Origin of the sequence: Streptomyces sp. CC224B (genome assembly GCF_030010595.1) — a bacterium.
Taxonomy (GTDB): domain Bacteria; phylum Actinomycetota; class Actinomycetes; order Streptomycetales; family Streptomycetaceae; genus Streptomyces; species Streptomyces longispororuber.
Map to the genome: position 1 here is coordinate 17,627 of NZ_JASCXL010000102.1, position 16,300 is coordinate 33,926.

A 16,300-nucleotide genomic window follows, 5' to 3' on the forward strand; every position below is an offset into this window, starting at 1 on the left:
TCCCGGAAAGTCGTAGTCAGGGTTATGGCCTCTTCTGTGAGCCGCGGCGCGAGGCGAACGCTGGGGGTCGTGACCGTGCCGGGGACTGCCGGCCGCCTGATGGATCGAGCCGGGCGAACCGGGTGGCACGGGACCACTGCCGACGCTCGAGCGCTCACACCGCTGAGGGGGTCCCTCCGCATGCCGTGCGCTCGGTGCGCCCGGCCCTGGAGGGCTGTCTGGTCGGAGCCGATCGGGCCACCGACCGGGCATCCTCATTCATGCGGCCCGTCGGCATACTCGGCGGGCGCATTACCACTGTACCCCGGAATCCCGCAGGCGTGTCCGGCGATGTGCGTCACTCGTCCCGCGCCACCGCGCCCGGGGCCGGTCCGCGTCCGCCGTAGCGAGCCGTACGTCGATGGCGTCACAGTGGCTGACCAGGGCCTTCCGCCACCGGGCAGGCGGGCTATTGTGCGCTTCATGGAGACGCCTGACAACGCCGCCCAGCCCGCGAACGACGCAGCCGACGCCGAGGCCCCCGAGGCCCCCACCGGGGTGGCCGCCCAGGACTGGGCGAAAGCTTCCGCCGACCCGCAGTACCGCGCCGCGGTCGTGGACCTGCTCGGCGCGCTCGCCTACGGGGAGCTCGCGGCGTTCGAGCGACTCGCGGAGGACGCCAAGCTGGCGCCGACGCTCGCCGACAAGGCCGAGCTGGCGAAGATGGCCTCCGCCGAGTTCCACCACTTCGAGCAGCTCCGGGACCGGCTCGCGGCGATCGGCGTGGAGCCGACCGAGGCCATGGAGCCCTTCGTCGCCGCGCTCGACGGCTTCCACCGGCAGACGGCGCCGTCCGACTGGCTGGAGGGCCTGGTCAAGGCGTACGTCGGTGACTCCATCGCCAGTGACTTCTACCGGGAGGTCGCGGTCCGGCTCGACGCCGACACGCGCGGGCTCGTCCTGGGCGTCCTGGACGACACCGGCCACGCGAGCTTCGCGGTGGAGAAGGTGCGCGCCGCGATCGAGGCGGACCCGCGCGTGGGCGGGCGGCTCGCGCTGTGGGCGCGGCGGCTGATGGGGGAGGCCCTGTCGCAGTCCCAGCGGGTGGTGGCCGACCGGGACGCGCTGTCGACCATGCTGGTCGGCGGGGTCGCGGACGGGTTCGACCTCGCGGAGGTCGGGCGGATGTTCTCGCGGATCACGGAGGCGCACACGAAGCGGATGGCTGCGCTGGGGCTCGCGGCGTAGCTGGCCTCTGGCCTTGGGCGGGTTCTCTTGCCCGCCCGCCCACCCGTGGCTCCCGGCTTCGACCTGCGGCCCCGGCGCGTAGCGCTTTCCCGCCGTTGTCGGGGTTTTCCCGCCCACCCGCCCACCCGTGCTGCCTCTGCGTTGGACGTGTGGCCCCGGCGCGTGGCGCTTTCCCGCCGTTGTGGGGTTTTCCTGCCCCTCCGCCCGTGCTGCCTCTGCCTTGGACGTGTGGCCCCGGCGCGTGGCGCTCCCCCGCCCGCCCCGTGCTGCCGGTGCGCCTACGCCGGGGCCTGGTGGCGGCGTAGGCGGGGGTCGGGGCGGAGGAGGAGGGAGAGGAGGGCCGTGGAGACGGCCAGGGCGCCCAGGAGCGTCATGGCCGCTCCGCCCGAGCCGAGCGCCATGTGCGTGATGAACGCGCCGATCAAGGCCCCGCCCACCCCGGTCCCCAGGACCAGGGCGCGGGACGGCAGGCGGTGGGCGAGGCGGTGGACCGTGGCCCACGCGAGGGCCAGGCCGAGAAGTGCGGAGCCGAGTGCTTCCAGGATCACGGTGTGTTCCCTCCCTCATGGCCGGACGTGGATCGTGTGGCCGGTGTGGATCGTGTGATCCGTGTGCGGATCGTGGGGCTCAATCGTGGGGCAAATCGGTCCTAGCCGGTCTACCCCCGGCGCTCGGAACGCAACCCTCCACCGCTATTCATGTCCGGTTCGTACCGATGGTCCCCGTACGTCGGGTGAACAGGGAGTGAACACACGAGAACGGCCCGGTGGGTCACCCACCGGGCCGTTCTCCGCGCGCCCCGTCGGCGCGCCTGGCTGTGCGTCCTACAGCGCGCCGAAGCCCACCTTGCGCGGGGTCGGCTGGCCGATCTCCACGTACGCGAGGTGGTCGGCGGGGACCAGGACCTTGCGGCCGTTGTCGTCCACCAGGGTCAGCAGCCGGGCCTTGCCCGCCAGGGCGTCGGCCACCGCGCTCTCGACCTCCTCGACGCTCTGACCGCTCTCCAGAACGATCTCGCGCGGCGCGTGCTGCACGCCGATCTTGACCTCCACGCTTTGTCCCTCCGCCGGTCCGTGATGTGCGCGGCCGCCCGCGCGGTACCAGCACAGATTAGCCCGGTGAGGGGACGCGGACGGCTCCGGCCGCGCACGCCAGGAGCGAACACGCGGCGGGAGCGGACCGGCGCCCGCCGGCCTCAGTGGCCCTCGGCCCCGTGCAGCGGGAACCCCGCGATGCCGCGCCAGGCGAGCGACGTGAGGAGCTGCACCGCCTTCTCGCGGGGCACGCCGCCGTCGCTGTGCAGCCAGGAGCGCGCCACCACCTGGGCGAGGCCGCCGAGCCCGGAGGCCAGCAGCATCGCCTCGGCCGTGGGTAGGCCGGTGTCCTCCGCGATGACCTCGCAGATCGCCTCCGCGCACTGGAGCGTGACCCGGTCCACGCGCTCGCGGACGGCTGGCTCGTTGGTCAGGTCCGACTCGAAGACGAGCCGGAACGCGCCGCCGTCGTCCTCCACGTACCCGAAGTAGGCGTCCATCGTCGCCGCGACGCGCTGCTTGTTGTCCGTCGTCGACGCGAGGGCCGCGCGCACGGCCTGCAGCAGGTTGTCGCAGTGCTGGTCGAGCAGGGCCAGGTACAGGTCGAGCTTGCCCGGGAAGTGCTGGTAGAGCACCGGCTTGCTGACGCCCGCCCGCTCGGCGATGTCGTCCATCGCGGCAGCGTGGTACCCCTGCGCGACGAAGACCTCCTGGGCCGCGCCGAGGAGTTGGTTGCGTCGGGCACGGCGCGGCAGGCGAGTGCCCCGCGGGCGTGCCGCCTCTGTCTGCTCGATGGCTGTCACGCCGCCTCCCAGAATCGTCCTTAGTCGCGGTGTGCGCCGCGCCGCCATCGTACTTTTCGGTAACTGCGATGTGCGCGGTGCGAGCGCAGAATTTCACGGACTGGATGCCCGCGGAAGCGGGGCGTAGCGGGGCGAACACGGGCAGCTCCGCAGGCGTGCGCCCCCGCTCAGCGGTAGTCGTCCTCGTCCAGGTCGACGACGCGGGCCTGCTCCGCCAGGTCGGCCACGTCGCCGGCCCCCGGGTCGACGTCCCGCAGCGGCTCGTCCCGCTGCGGCGCCAGCTCCGCCTGCTGCTCGGCCGCGTCCGCCTCGGGCGTCTCCTGGCCGAGGCCGCCCTCGGGCTCCTCGGTCTCGAACGTGTCCGGGTCGGTCGGGTCAACGGTCATGTCGGGAACTCCTCGGTTCTCTTCGGATCTCCTCCGCGCGGGACGTCGGTCCCGCGCGGAACGGCCTGCGGTGCGCGTGCCCCGCCGGCTCCTCTTACCCGCGAGTTCCCTCTGAGCGTAGGCAACACCCGCTCGGGCCGCTACGCGATCTGTTACATGATCCGAACGGTGCCTGTGACCCCGAACACGTGATCCCCGGCGTGATCGTCTCGTAACATTGCCGCATGTCCTCGACCGAGCTGCCGCACGTGCTTGCCGCCACCGCCGCCCCCAAGCCGGGTGTCGTGAGCGGCACGGACGGCGAGCGCACGGAGACGGTCGCGCTGCCCGGCCTCACGCTCTCGGTGCGCTCCCGTCCCGGCGCCGTCCCGGGCCTGCCACCGGCGCTGTACGTGCACGGACTCGGCGGCTCCTCGCGGAACTGGTCGGCGCTGATGCCGCTGCTCACGGACGCCGTGGACGGCGAGGCGCTCGACCTGCCGGGCTTCGGCGACTCGCCGCCCCCGGACGACGGGGACTACTCGGTCACCGGGCACGCCCGCGCGGTCATCCGCCTGCTCGACGCCCGCGGCCGCGGCCCGGTGCACCTGGTGGCCAACTCCCTGGGCGGTGCCATCAGCACCCGCGTCGCCGCGGTCCGCCCCGACCTGGTGCGCACCCTCACCCTGGTCTCGCCCGCCCTGCCGGAGCTGCGCGTGCAGCGCACCGCCGTGCCGACGGGCCTGCTGGCCCTGCCCGGCGTGGCCGCCCTCTTCACCCGGCTCACCAAGGACTGGACGCCGGAGCAGCGCGTGCGCGGCGTGATGGAGCTCTGCTACGGCGATCCGGCCAAGGTCTCGCCCGAGGCGTTCGCCGTCGCCGTACGGGAGATGGAGCGCCGGCTCGCGCACCCCTACTTCTGGGACGCCATGGCCCGCACGGCCCGCGGCATCGTGAACGCGTACACCCTCGGCGGCCAACACGGCCTGTGGCGGCAGGCCGAGCGCGTGCTCGCGCCGACCCTGCTCGTCTACGGTGGCCGGGACCAGCTCGTGTCCTACCGGATGGCGCGCAGGGCGGCCGCGGCCTTCCGCGACTCGCGGCTGCTCACGCTGCCGGAGGCCGGGCACGTGGCGATGATGGAGGAGCCGGGCGCCGTGGCCGCCGCGATCCGTGAACTGCTGGCCGATACGCGTGAGTTGAGCGATCCCCACGAGGTGCGCGATGGTGTCGGTGTGACGGACGACCGCCGTGAAACGGGTACGAAGGACCGCCGTGAACCGGGTACGAGGAGCTGAGGCGCCGCGTGGGACGTCATAGCCGCCGGAGCCCGGCCGAGACCGCAGGCACCGCCGATGCGTCCGGCATACCCCGGGCCCAGGCGAGCCCTCCCGAACCCCCCGGCACCGGCCGCCGCCGACGCGGCGCCTCCCAGGGGGACACGCCCGCGCACGGAACCCCCGCCCACGACGGGACGCCGCCGGGCGCCATCCCCGAGCAGGGGACACCGCCGCACGGCACACCCGCGCACGGCACCCCTGCTCACGGCACGCCCGCACAGGGCGCGCCCGCTCATGGAACCCCTGCCCACGGCACCCCCGTGCGCGGCGCGCGGGAGGACGGCACCCCCGGTGACGGAACGTTCGAGCACGGGACGCCGCCGCGCGGCACCCCCGCGCACCAGGCCTCCCGGGACACGCCTCCCCGCGGGGTTCCGCGGGTGCGCGGCGGGCACCCCGAGCAGCGCGAGCCCGGCGGCGGCTGGGGCACCGTGGGCGGCGCCGCGCCGAAGACCGGTGGGTCCGGCACCCGCGCGCGGGGAGCGGTGTCGCGCCTGCCGGGGCCGAGACATGAGGACATCGCTGCCTTCGACGCCCTCGGCGCCCCGGACGGCTTCGAGGGCGCGGACGTGTATGCGGCAGGGGCCGAGCCGGTGAGCCGCACCTCGCACCCCCGCGACCCGTACGCGTCCGTGACCGCGTGGGAGACCGACGCCGGGGACGACGGCGACGGCACGGGCACCGGCACGCCCGGCGCCGGGGCCGACGCCACCCCGCCGCGCAGGCGCAGCCGCGCCCGTGCGGTCACCGGGATCGCCGCCGCGGCCGTCACCACCGCCCTCGCCGTCGTCGTGGCCGGTCAGGTCGCCGGGGACGCCAAGGGCTCGGGGCCCCGTACGCGGGCCGCCGACGACGAGAGGGGCGGCGGGCGCGACGCCCGCGGCTCCGCCTCGCGTTCGGACAACCGGCCCACGCCCTCGGACTCGCCGACCCCGGAGACGTACGAGCAGAAGATGGGCAGGAAGTACCCGCTGGACGCGAAGCTCACCGCGTCCGGGGACTTCGCGGCGGTCACCGGCTTCGACCGGGCGCCGGGCAAGGGGCGGAAGTTCCGCTACCGCGTGGACGTCGAGAAGGGCATGGGCCTGGACGGCGAGCTGTTCGCGCAGGCCGTGCAGAAGACCCTGAACGACCGGCGGAGCTGGGCCCACGGCGGGGCCCGGACCTTCGAGCGGATCTCCTCCGGGAGGCCCGACTTCGTCATCACGCTGGCCAGCCCGGGGACCACCGCGAAGTGGTGCGCGAAGTCGGGGCTCGACACCCTGCAGCAGAACGTGTCGTGCGACTCGGCCGCCACCGACCGCGTCATGATCAACGCCTACCGCTGGGCGCAGGGCGCCAAGACCTACGGCGACCGCATCCACCCGTACCGGCAGATGCTGATCAACCACGAGGTGGGCCACCGGCTCGGCCACGGCCACGTGGACTGCCGGCGGGACGGCGAACTGGCCCCGGTCATGCAGCAGCAGACCAAGTTCCTCGACCACGACGGGATCCGCTGCCGGCCCAACCCCTGGGCGTATCCCGAAGGGTGAGACGGTCTGGCTCGGAGTGTGAGACGTCGCGTTGACATGCCACGCGACATCGTCCATATTTCTCCCCATGTCGATCCGTCACGCCTCCCCGAGCGCCGCCCTTGAGCTGGCGCTGTTCGGCGTGACCGCGCTCTGCGTGGCCGACATTCACTGTCGCTGACGCCCGCCTCCGGCGCGTGCGTCGCGTTTCTCCCCTTTTGTGTGCCCTCCCGCGTCTGCGGGGACCGCGCCCGGTGCGCCGTCCACGATGCGGACCGCCGTCCATATGACGGACAGGCGGACGGGTGGCAGACGGCTCTCGGTGTGCGCCCGTGGCGGGCTCTCTCGCGCCCCTTCCCCGCTTCCCCTTTTCTCTTCAGCTTTCCGAGAGGCACTCCGATGCGCAGCCTGCGTCGCTCCCCGTCCGTCATATCCCGCCGCCTCGTCACGGCGTCCGCCGCCCTGGTCGTGCTGGCCTCGGGCGCCGCGGCCTGCGCGGGACCCGAGGACAAGAACGACGCGGGCGGTGACGGCAAGCCCCGGAAGGGCGGCACCCTCACCATCCTCAACCGCGACCCCCAGAAGAACTTCGACCCCGCCCGCCTGTACACCTCCGGCGGCGGCAACGTGCCGAGCCTCGTCTTCCGCACCCTGACCACGCGCAACCGCGAGGACGGCGCCGAGGGCACGAAGGTCGTCCCGGACCTCGCCGAGAGCCTCGGCAAGCCGAGCAGGAACGCCACGGTGTGGACGTACAAGCTCAAGCAGGGCCTGAAGTTCGAGGACGGCTCGCCGATCACCAGCGCCGACATCAAGTACGGCATCGAGCGCTCCTTCGCGGCCGAGCTCTCCGGCGGCGCGCCCTTCCTGCGTGACTGGCTCATCGGCGGCGACACCTACGAGGGCCCCTACCAGGACAAGAAGGGCCTGAAGTCCGTCGAGACGCCGGACGACCGGACGATCGTCTTCCATCTGAACAAGCCCGTCGGCGACTTCGACTACGTGGCCACCCAGACGTCGTTCGCCCCCGTCCCGAAGGCCAAGGACAAGGGCACCAAGTACGAGGAGCACCCCGTCTCCTCCGGCCCGTACAAGGTCGTCGAGAACACCAACGGCGGCGAGCGGCTGCGCCTGGAGCGCAACCCGCACTGGTCGGCGAAGACCGACGCCGAGCGCAAGGCCTACCCGGACACCATCGACGTCCGCTCCGGCCTCAACTCCTCCGTCATCAACCAGCGGCTCTCCGCGAGCCAGGGCGCCGACGCCGCGGCCGTCACCACCGACACCAACCTCGGCCCCGCCGAACTCGCCAAGGTCACCGGCGACAGGAAGCTGGCCGCGCAGGTCGGCACCGGCCACTTCGGCTACACCAACTACCTGGCCTTCAACCCGAAGAAGAAGCCCTTCGACGACCCCAAGGTCCGCCAGGCCATCGCCTACGCCGTCGACCGCTCCTCGGTCGTCAACGCCGCGGGCGGCTCCTCCCTCGCCGAGCCCGCCACCACCTTCCTGCCGAACCAGAAGGCCTTCGGGTACCAGAAGTTCGACCACTTCCCGGCGGGCGCGTCCGGCAACCCCGAGAAGGCGCGGGAACTCCTGAAGGAGGCCGGCCACAAGGACGGCCTGACCATCACCCTCACCCATTCCAACGCCAAGAACTTCGAGACCAGCCCGGAGATCGCCACCGCCCTGCAGGACGCCCTGAAGAAGGCGGGCATCACCGTCAAGCTCCAGGGCCTGGAGGACAACGACTACGAGGACAAGGTCCACGACGCCAAGGACGAGCCGGGCCTCTTCCTCGCCCACTGGGGCGCCGACTGGCCCTCCGGCGGCCCCTTCCTCGCCCCGATCTTCGACGGCCGCCAGATCGTGAAGGACGGCTACAACTTCAACTCCGCCTTCCTGGACGACAAGGCCGTCAACAAGGAGATCGACGAGATCAACAAGCTCACCGACCACGCCGCGGCCGCGAAGCGCTGGGGCGCCCTCGACAAGAAGATCGGTGAGAAGGCCGTCAACGTCCCGCTGTTCCACCCGGTGTACAAGCGGCTGTACGGCAAGGACGTCAAGAACGTCGTGATCAGCGACTGGACCGGCGTCCTCGACGTGTCCCAGGTCGCGGTCAAGTAGGGCCGGTCAGGTCACCCAAGCCATGAGTGAGGCCCTGTTGGCCTCGGAGCACGCGGGAGCGGACGCCGTCACGGCGGCCGCCCCCGCCACCTCCGGGGCCCGTCAGTTCTGGCGGCGGCTGCGCACCCGGCGCGCCGCCCTCGTCGCGGGCGCGGTCGTCGCCCTGCTCGTCCTGGTCGCGCTCGCCGCGCCGCTGCTCACCGCCCTGGAGGGCCAGGACCCCACCACGTACCACCCCGGACTCGTCGACTCCGCGCGCGGCGGCGTGCCCGTCGGCCCCTTCGGCGGCATGAGCGCCGAACACTGGCTCGGCGTCGAGCCGCAGACCGGCCGCGACCTGTTCGCCCGCCTGGTGTACGGCGCCCGCGTCTCGCTCGGCGTCGCGCTCGTGGCCACGTTCCTGCAGGTCGTGCTCGGTGTCGCCGTCGGGCTCACCAGCGGGCTCGGCGGCCGCTGGGTGGACCTCGCGCTCAGCCGCGCCACCGACGTCATGGTGGCGCTGCCCCTGATGGTCCTCGCGCTCGGGCTGCTCGCCGTCGTGCCGAGCGGCTTCCCGCGCCCGGTCCTCGTCGCGCTCGTCGTCGGCCTCGTCGGCTGGGGCGGCATGGCGAAGCTCGTCCGCGCCCAGACCATCACCCTCAAGTCCCTCGACCACGTCGCGGCGGCCCGGCTGAGCGGCTGGCGCGCGGTCGGCGTCGCCCGCCGCGAGCTGCTGCCCGCCCTCGCCGCGCCCGTCATCACGTACGCGGCGCTGCTCTTCCCCTCGAACATCGTCGTGGAGGCGGCCCTGTCCTTCCTCGGTGTCGGCGTCAAGCCGCCCACCGCGTCCTGGGGGCAGATGCTCACCTCCGCCGACGTCTGGTACCAGGCGGCCCCGCAGTACCTGCTGCTGCCCGCCGCCGCGCTGTTCACGACCGTGCTCGCCCTGACCGTCCTCGGCGACGGCGTCCGCACCGCCCTGGACCCGCGCGCGGCCTCCCGCCTGCGGGTGGGGGCCAAGCGGACCAAGGAGAACGGCGGGGCCGAGCGGGCCGGGCGGACCGAGTCGCTTACGAAGACCGAGCAGGCCGGGCCGACCGAGTCGCTCACGAAGACCGAGCGGGCCGAGCGGGCCGAGAAGGGGGAGACCTCCGCATGACCCGGAACTCCGGCCCGACCGGCCGCACCGGACGCCTGGGCCTCACCGGACGCCTGGGCCTCACCGGTTTCGCGGGCTTCGTCGCGCGCCGCGCCGTCGGCGCCGTCGTCACCCTCTTCGCCCTGTCCGTCGTCATCTACGCCGTCTTCTACGTCGCCCCCGGCGACGTCGCCCAGATCACCTGCGGCCCACGCTGCTCACCCGCCCAGGTCCACCAGGTCGCCGAGCAGCTCAAGCTCGACGACCCCCTGTACACCCGGTACGTGGAGTTCCTGCGCGGCATCGTCGCCGGCCATGACTACTCCACCGGCACCGGCGTGCTGCACTGCGACGCGCCCTGCCTCGGCCTGTCGTACCAGACGGACCAGCAGGTCACCGACCTGATCCTGAACAAGGTGCCGGTCACCGGCTCCCTCGCGCTCGGCGCCATGGTGCTGTGGCTGATCCTCGGCGTCGGCACCGGCGTGCTGTCCGCCTGGCGCCGCGGCCGCCTCACCGAGCGCGTGCTGACCGCCGTCACGCTCGCGGGCACCGCCACCCCGGTGTTCGTCATCGGCCTGCTCCTGATGATCCTGGTCTGCGGCCAGCTCCAGTGGCTGCCGTTCCCCCAGTACGTGCCCTTCACCGACGACCCCCAGCAGTGGGCGTGGAACCTGCTGCTGCCCTGGCTGTCGCTGGCCCTCATCGAGTCCGCCAAGTACGCGCGCCTGACCCGCTCCGCCATGCTGGAGACCCTCGCCGAGGACCACGTGCGCACCTTCCGCGCGTACGGCGTCACGGAGCGCTCCGTCGTCGGCCGGCACGCGCTGCGCGGCGCCCTCGCGCCCGTCATCGCGCTCAGCGCCAACGACTTCGGCACGATGTTCGGCGGCGCCCTGCTCACCGAGACGCTGTTCGGCCTGCCCGGGCTCGGCCGTGAGCTGGTGCAGGCGGTCCGGGTCGTCGACCTGCCGGTGGTCGTCGGCATGGTCCTCGTCACCGGCTTCTTCGTGGTCCTCGCCAACGCCGTCGCGGACGTCCTGTACGCGGTGGCCGACCGACGGGTGGTGCTCTCGTGAGCCTCCAACACCTCGAACACCCCGCACACCCCGCACCCCTCGTACAGGTGGACGGCCTGAGCGTCGGCTTCGGCGACGTGCGCGCCGTGGACGCGGTCTCCTTCACGCTGGAGCGCGGCGCGGCCCTCGCCCTCGTCGGCGAGTCCGGCTCCGGCAAGTCCACCGTCGCCGCCGCGCTGCTCGGCCTGCACCGGGACACCGGGGCGCGCGTCACCGGCACCGTCCGGGTCGGCGGCGTCGACGTCGGCGCCGCCTCCGACCAGGAACTGCGGCGGCTGCGCGGCTCGGTCGCCGCGATGGTCTTCCAGGACCCGCTGTCCTCCCTGGACCCGTACTACGCCGTCGGCGACCAGATCGCCGAGGTGTACCGCGCCCACTCCGGGGCCACGCGGCGCGCCGCACGCGCGCGTGCCGTCGACGTGCTCGACCGCGTCGGCATCGCCGACGCCGCCCGGCGGGCCCGCTCCCGCCCGCACGAGTTCAGCGGCGGCATGCGCCAGCGCGCCCTGATCGCCATGGCCCTCGCCTGCGAGCCCGAGCTGATCGTCGCCGACGAGCCGACCACGGCCCTAGACGTGACCGTGCAGGCGCAGATCCTCGACCTGCTGCACACCCTGCGCGAGGAGACCGGCACGGGCCTGCTCCTGGTCACCCACGACGTGGGCGTGGCCGCCGGGAACGTCGACGACGTCCTCGTCATGCGCCACGGCCGCGTCGTGGAGCGCGGCCCCGTCGCCGACGTCCTCGCCGCGCCCCGGGAGCCGTACACGCGGCGGCTCCTGAGCGCGGTGCCGCGCGTGGACGCCCCCCGCGAGGAACGCGGCGGGGACCTCGGCGACGTCGTCGTCGAGGCCCAGGGGCTGCGGCGCGCCTTCGGGCGCGGGAGAAGCGCCTTCACCGCCGTCGACGACGTCTCCCTCACCGTGCGCGCCGGCGAGACCCTCGGCGTCGTCGGTGAGAGCGGCAGCGGCAAGACGACGCTCGGCCGCATGCTCGTGGGGCTCCTGGAACCCACCTCCGGCCGGCTGCTCCACGGCGGCACCGAGAAGCAGCGCCCCGGCCCCGTGCCGGGCGCCCAGATGGTGTTCCAGGACCCCGTCTCCTCGCTCAACCCGCGCCGCTCGGTGGGCGAGTCCGTCGCCGACCCGCTGCGGGCACGGGGCGACCGCGACGAAGGGGCCATCCGCGCCCGCGTACGGGACCTCCTGGAGCGCGTCGGCCTCGACCCGGCACAGTACGACCGCTATCCGCACGAGTTCAGCGGGGGCCAGCGCCAGCGCGTCGGCATCGCGCGGGCCCTCGCCGCCGAACCCCGGCTCATCGTCTGCGACGAGCCGGTCTCGGCGCTCGACGTCACCACCCAGGCCCAGGTCACCGCGCTGCTCGCCGAGTTGCAGCGCGAACTGGGGCTCGCGCTGGTCTTCGTCGCCCACGACCTCGCGGTGGTACGCCAGGTCAGCGACCGGATCGCGGTGATGCGCCGCGGCCGGCTCGTCGAACACGGCTCCGTGGACGAGGTCTACGGCGCGCCCCGGGACCCGTACACGAGGGAACTACTCGCCGCCGTGCCCGCCCTGGACCCGGCGGTCGCGGCCGAGCGGCGCGCCGCTCGGCGCGCGCAGGCGCGGTCGGCGGCGCACGAGGAGCTCGCCGCGGTGTGACGCCTTGACGCGCGGCGCGGCGTGGGAGTGCCGCCGCGCGTGGCGGGGTGAACGCCGCGCGCGGCCAAGGCAGTTCGCGGTCCTGGGCCGTGGCTCCGGGCGTCGTGCCGTGCGCCGTCCATAGCGCGGCAGAACGCCGTCGACGCGGGAAAGTTACTGCGCTTCACCCCTTTTGGTGGCGCGATGGACAACCGTCCGTCGCGCCACCGGCATGTCCGCATACGTTCGTCCCGCTGCGAGCCGTCGGCCCAACGGCGGCTCCCCATACGGGAGAACGGGGGTGCACACGTGCGCGTCGGACTGCTTACGGAGGGTGGCTATCCGTATGTGGACGGTGAGGCCCGGCTCTGGTGCGACCGGCTCGTACGCGGGCTCGGGCAGCACGAGTTCCACGTGTACGCGCTGAGCCGGAGCGCCCACCAGGAAGCACTCGGCCGGTGCGCCCTGCCGCCCCAGGTCCGCGGCGTACGCAGCGCCGCCCTGTGGGGCGAGGCCTCCGGGCGGCCGGTCCGCCGGGGCCGGCGGCGCGCCGGACGGCGGTTCGCCGAGTCCTTCGGCGAGCTCGCCGCGGCGGTGTGCGCGGAGGCGGGGCAGGGCGCTGCGCCACCCCCGGAACAAGGCGCGGGGGAGGGCTCCGCCGCTATGGCGGACCGTTTCGGCAGCGGGCTCTACGGACTCGCCGACCTGGCCCGCGACACCGGCCCCCTCGCCGGTGCCCTGCGCTCCGAGGCCGCCGTGGCCGTCCTGGAGCGCGCCTGCCGGGCACCCGGCGCGTCCCGGGCCGCCCGCGCCGCCCGCGTCCCCGACCTGCTCGCCGTGGCGGCGGAGCTGGAACGGCTGCTGCGCCCACTGTCCCTCGACTGGTACGGCGACGACGCGCTCGGCGCGGTCGACCTCTGCCACGCCACGTCCGCCGGGGCCGCCGCCCTGCCGGGGCTGCTCGCCGGGCACTTCGCGGGCGTCCCGCTGCTCGTCACCGAGTACGGGGTGCGACTGCGGGCGCACTATCTGGCTGGGGCTGGGGCTGGGGCTGGGGCCGGGGTTGGGGCTGGGGGGTTCGGCGGAGGGGGCTTCGGGACAGGGGGCTTCGGGACAGCAGAGGGCTTCGCGGCGGAGGGCTCCGGGGGCGGGGCGGCGGGTCCCGGCGGGTCCGCGCGGGCCCTGGTCGCCGCCCTCCACGGCAGGCTCGCCACCGAGACCTACCGCCGGGCCGCCGTGGTCACGTCCGGCAGCGCCCACGCCCGCCGCTGGCAGGAACGGTGCGGCGCCGACCGCGCGAAGCTGCGCACGGTCCCCCCCGGCCTGGACGCGGAGCGCTTCGCCGAGGTCGGTGAACGCGAGGGCCCCGGCGCCCCGGACACCCTCCTCTGGGCCGGCCGGATCGAGCCCGCCAAGGACCTGGTTTCCCTCCTGCACGCCTTCGCCGAGGTCCGCGAGGCGGTGCCCGCGGCACGGCTGCGCGTCGTCGGCACGGCCGCGGACGGGCCGCGGGCTCCGGCGTACCTCGCGCACTGCCGGGAGCTGGCCGCGCAGCTCTTTCCGGCCGGGCCCGGCGGAGCGGGCGCCGCGGGCGCCCACCCGGTGTCCTTCGAGGAGACCGGCGGCCCGGAGGCGCCCGGGCTCGCGGATGTGTACGCCGCCGCAGGCGTGGTCGTCCTCTCCAGCGTCGCCGAGGGCTTCCCGGTCGGCCTCGTCGAGGCGATGCTCTGCGGGCGGGCCACGGTGTCGACGGACGTCGGCGCGGTGGTCGAGGTCGTCGGCGGCACCGGCCTGGTGGTGCCCCCGCGCGACCCGCGGGCGCTCGCGCAGGCGTGCGTGGCGCTGCTGCGCGACCCCGCACGGCGCGCGCGCCTCGGGGCGGCGGCGCGCGCCAGGGCGCTCGAACTCTTCACGGCCGAGCAGAACGTCGCCGCGTTCCACGCCATGTACCTGGAGATCGTCTCGCGCTGCCCGGTACGCCGTGAAGCCGTCGACGAGGCGGGCGCGCCGGTGCCGTTCGGGCACCCGGCCGAGGCGTCGGTGCCGGGCCGGTGGACGGCCGGACGCGGGTCGGCCGCCCCTTACGGGGGCGCGGTGGCCGCCTCGTACGGGAGCGGGCCCGTGCCCGGAGGCGCGGTCGGCGGCCCGGGCGCGCCTGCGGTACCGGGCGCCCACGGAGTACCCGGGGGAGTACCTGGAGCACCCGGCGGCGTGCTCGGCGGCCCGGTGCCCGCCGCCGGGCCGAGCTGGGCCGCCCGCCACGGCCTGCCCGGCCACCTGCGGGGAGCCGCCTCGTGACCCGCCTGGAGCCGCCGTCGGCGGACGTACCCCGGGCGCCGGGGGGCGCGGCCGGATGGGACCCGCGCTCGAACGAACTGGTGCGGGGACACGGTCCTGGGCCGGCCGCGTACGGCGCCCCGGAGGGGGCCGAGCGGCTGGGTGGAACCACCGGCCGACCGGGCGAAGCCGCCGGGCGGCCGGGCGGAGCCGCCCTACAGCCGGGTGGAGCCGCCCAACGGCTGGGCGGAGCCGCCCAACGGCCAGGCGGAGCCGCAGCCTCCGGTGGCGAGGACCCAGCCCCGGACGTCGTACCGCGCCCCCCGCACGGGGACCCCGTCAAGGCGCTGCTGCACCGCCACCGCGCCTTGTGCGAGCGCGCAGTGGACCCCCTGGAGATCGCGGCGGCGCTCGAAGTCCACGGCATGACCGACCGGACGGCCGCGCGCTACCGGCACCGCGACGTGTTCTCCCTCGCCGAGGAGATGTACGCGCGCGTGCCGCGCGACAGCGCCGCGTGCGGCACCCGCGACGCGTGGGACACCCACGCCACACGGGACACGCGGGACACCCCGGGGGCCGAGGCCGGAGGGGACCGGCACGCCTCGAGCCCCGGCCACGACACCTCCCGGGCGGGCGCCCGGCCCCTACTCCGCGCCCGCTGGGCCGTGTTCGCGCTCCTGCCGGGCGCCGTGTGCGCCCTCACCGTCGCGGGGCTGGCCCTCACCGAGGGCGGCGTACGGCTCGCCGTGGCACTCGCGGGCGCGCTCGCCCTCGCCGCGGCCCTGCACACCGCCCTGCGGCACGCACCGCCGCGCGCCGCGCGCTCCGGGGCGGCCACGCGCGCGTGGGCCTGCTGGCTGCTCGCGTACGCCGTCCTGGGCGACGGGCTGCTGCGCGCCGCCCAGCCGGGCGGAATCGATCGGCCGTGGGCGCCCTCGGCCGTGGTGGTCCTCGGGCTCGCCGCGGCCGTCGCACCCGGGACGGTGTGCGCGCGGCTGTTCACGGCGCGGGCCCGCCGACGGCTGGGCGCCAGCCGGGGCCTCGCGGAGTTCGCCGCGTCCGTACGGCCGCTGCTGGTCGCCGTGGTCGCGCTGTACGCGGCCGCGGTGGCGCTGGCGTTCGCCGGGGCGGACACCGTGCTCGGCGCGGTGGGCGGCAACCTGGCCGCCGACCCCGAGGCGGGCCCGGCGGGCCTCACCGCGGGCCCCGCGGCAGGTCTGGTCGCGGACCCCGCCGGGCCCGCGGGCGGCGGTGCGGTGTGCGCGGGCGCCGGCGCGCTCGCCATGCTGCTGTGGCTCGGCCGGATGCTCGCGGCCCACGGCTCCACGCGCGCCCCCGCCCTGGTGTACGCGGCCGTCGGCACGGCCCAGGCGGTACCCCTGGCCCTCGCGGGCGCGGCCCGGCTGCCCGGGTGCGGCTTCCTCGCCTCCCCGGCGGAGACCGCCGCGTTCACCTGGAGCGCGCCCGGTCTCGCCTGCGGGGCGGGCGCCGTCGTGCTGCTCGCCCGCGCCGTCCGCGTCCTGGGCCGCGCCTCCGCGCACGCCACCGGGGGTGGGTCATGACCGCACGCCCCCAACCGCGGTACGCCCCGCCCCAGCCGCGGTGTGCGCCGTCCGGCACCTGGAGCGCGGCGCCCCTCCCGCAAGACGCGCCCCGCCCACGCCACGCGCCCCACCACACGCGCCTCCCCCCGCGCCCACGGCGCGCCACACCTGTCGCACCCCCGCGGCCGCACCCCGCCCCGCGCGCCCCGCGCGCCCCGCACCCGCGG

At 75.0% G+C, this 16,300-nt stretch carries 15 protein-coding genes; 10 read left to right on the forward strand and 5 right to left on the reverse strand.

All coding sequences use genetic code 11. The annotated features are described in order from the left end of the window. Positions 1–453 precede the first annotated feature (453 nt). Complete coding sequence (locus QK440_RS31760; RefSeq protein ID WP_282796698.1) at positions 454–1,227, forward strand: ferritin-like fold-containing protein; 774 nt, start codon at positions 454–456, stop codon at positions 1,225–1,227. 278 nt (positions 1,228–1,505) lie between these two features. On the opposite strand, the gene QK440_RS31765 is transcribed toward QK440_RS31760, so the two are convergent. The 4 genes from QK440_RS31765 to QK440_RS31780 all read right to left on the reverse strand — a co-directional run bounded on the left by QK440_RS31765 (position 1,506) and on the right by QK440_RS31780 (position 3,450). Beyond that, entirely contained in the window at positions 1,506–1,775 is a 270-nt protein-coding gene (locus QK440_RS31765) for a hypothetical protein (RefSeq protein WP_282796699.1), read from the reverse strand. Between the two features lie 276 nt (positions 1,776–2,051). Then, a complete protein-coding gene (locus QK440_RS31770) occupies positions 2,052–2,279 on the reverse strand; it encodes a DUF3107 domain-containing protein (RefSeq protein ID WP_190137017.1) in 228 nt (75 codons plus the stop codon). Positions 2,280–2,422: 143 nt separating this feature from the next. Beyond that, positions 2,423–3,064: a TetR/AcrR family transcriptional regulator gene (locus QK440_RS31775; protein WP_190137018.1), complete on the reverse strand. Its 642-nt coding sequence runs from the start codon at positions 3,062–3,064 to the stop codon at positions 2,423–2,425. A gap of 167 nt (positions 3,065–3,231) precedes the next feature. Further along, a complete protein-coding gene (locus tag QK440_RS31780; RefSeq protein ID WP_282796700.1) occupies positions 3,232–3,450 on the reverse strand; it encodes a hypothetical protein in 219 nt (72 codons plus the stop codon). 224 nt (positions 3,451–3,674) lie between these two features. Between QK440_RS31780 and QK440_RS31785 the strand changes: the two genes are divergently transcribed. From QK440_RS31785 to QK440_RS31815, 8 genes are all read left to right on the forward strand, one after another. Continuing rightward, complete coding sequence (locus QK440_RS31785) at positions 3,675–4,727, forward strand: alpha/beta hydrolase (RefSeq protein ID WP_282796701.1); 1,053 nt, start codon at positions 3,675–3,677, stop codon at positions 4,725–4,727. Between the two features lie 8 nt (positions 4,728–4,735). Next, the gene (locus tag QK440_RS31790; protein ID WP_282796702.1) at positions 4,736–6,304 is read left to right on the forward strand and encodes a DUF3152 domain-containing protein; all 1,569 of its coding nucleotides are present in this window, start codon (positions 4,736–4,738) and stop codon (positions 6,302–6,304) included. 67 nt (positions 6,305–6,371) lie between these two features. Then, on the forward strand, positions 6,372–6,464 hold the full coding sequence (locus QK440_RS41475; protein ID WP_349239331.1) for an Ms4533A family Cys-rich leader peptide: 93 nt from the start codon (positions 6,372–6,374) through the stop codon (positions 6,462–6,464). Positions 6,465–6,682: 218 nt separating this feature from the next. Then, complete coding sequence (locus QK440_RS31795) at positions 6,683–8,413, forward strand: ABC transporter substrate-binding protein (RefSeq protein ID WP_282796703.1); 1,731 nt, start codon at positions 6,683–6,685, stop codon at positions 8,411–8,413. Positions 8,414–8,435: 22 nt separating this feature from the next. Then, complete coding sequence (locus QK440_RS31800) at positions 8,436–9,551, forward strand: ABC transporter permease (protein WP_282796704.1); 1,116 nt, start codon at positions 8,436–8,438, stop codon at positions 9,549–9,551. Next, positions 9,548–10,609, forward strand: coding sequence for an ABC transporter permease (locus QK440_RS31805; RefSeq protein WP_282796705.1), 1,062 nt, complete (start codon positions 9,548–9,550; stop codon positions 10,607–10,609). The genes QK440_RS31800 and QK440_RS31805 overlap by 4 nt, the downstream gene beginning before the upstream one ends. Further along, positions 10,606–12,270 carry an ABC transporter ATP-binding protein gene (locus QK440_RS31810; RefSeq protein WP_282796706.1) on the forward strand — a complete coding sequence of 555 codons (1,665 nt, stop codon included), beginning with the start codon at positions 10,606–10,608 and terminating at the stop codon, positions 12,268–12,270. Before QK440_RS31805 ends, QK440_RS31810 begins: the two co-directional genes overlap by 4 nt. Positions 12,271–12,558: 288 nt before the next feature. Next, positions 12,559–14,547 carry a glycosyltransferase gene (locus QK440_RS31815; RefSeq protein WP_282796707.1) on the forward strand — a complete coding sequence of 663 codons (1,989 nt, stop codon included), beginning with the start codon at positions 12,559–12,561 and terminating at the stop codon, positions 14,545–14,547. Positions 14,548–14,741: 194 nt separating this feature from the next. Here QK440_RS31815 and QK440_RS31820 read toward each other — a convergent pair whose 3' ends face one another. Then, positions 14,742–14,948, reverse strand: coding sequence for a hypothetical protein (locus tag QK440_RS31820; protein WP_282796708.1), 207 nt, complete (start codon positions 14,946–14,948; stop codon positions 14,742–14,744). Positions 14,949–14,951: 3 nt separating this feature from the next. Here QK440_RS31820 and QK440_RS31825 point away from each other — a divergent pair, with 3 nt between their 5' ends. Then, positions 14,952–16,091: a hypothetical protein gene (locus QK440_RS31825; RefSeq protein WP_282796709.1), complete on the forward strand. Its 1,140-nt coding sequence runs from the start codon at positions 14,952–14,954 to the stop codon at positions 16,089–16,091. Positions 16,092–16,300 lie beyond the last annotated feature (209 nt).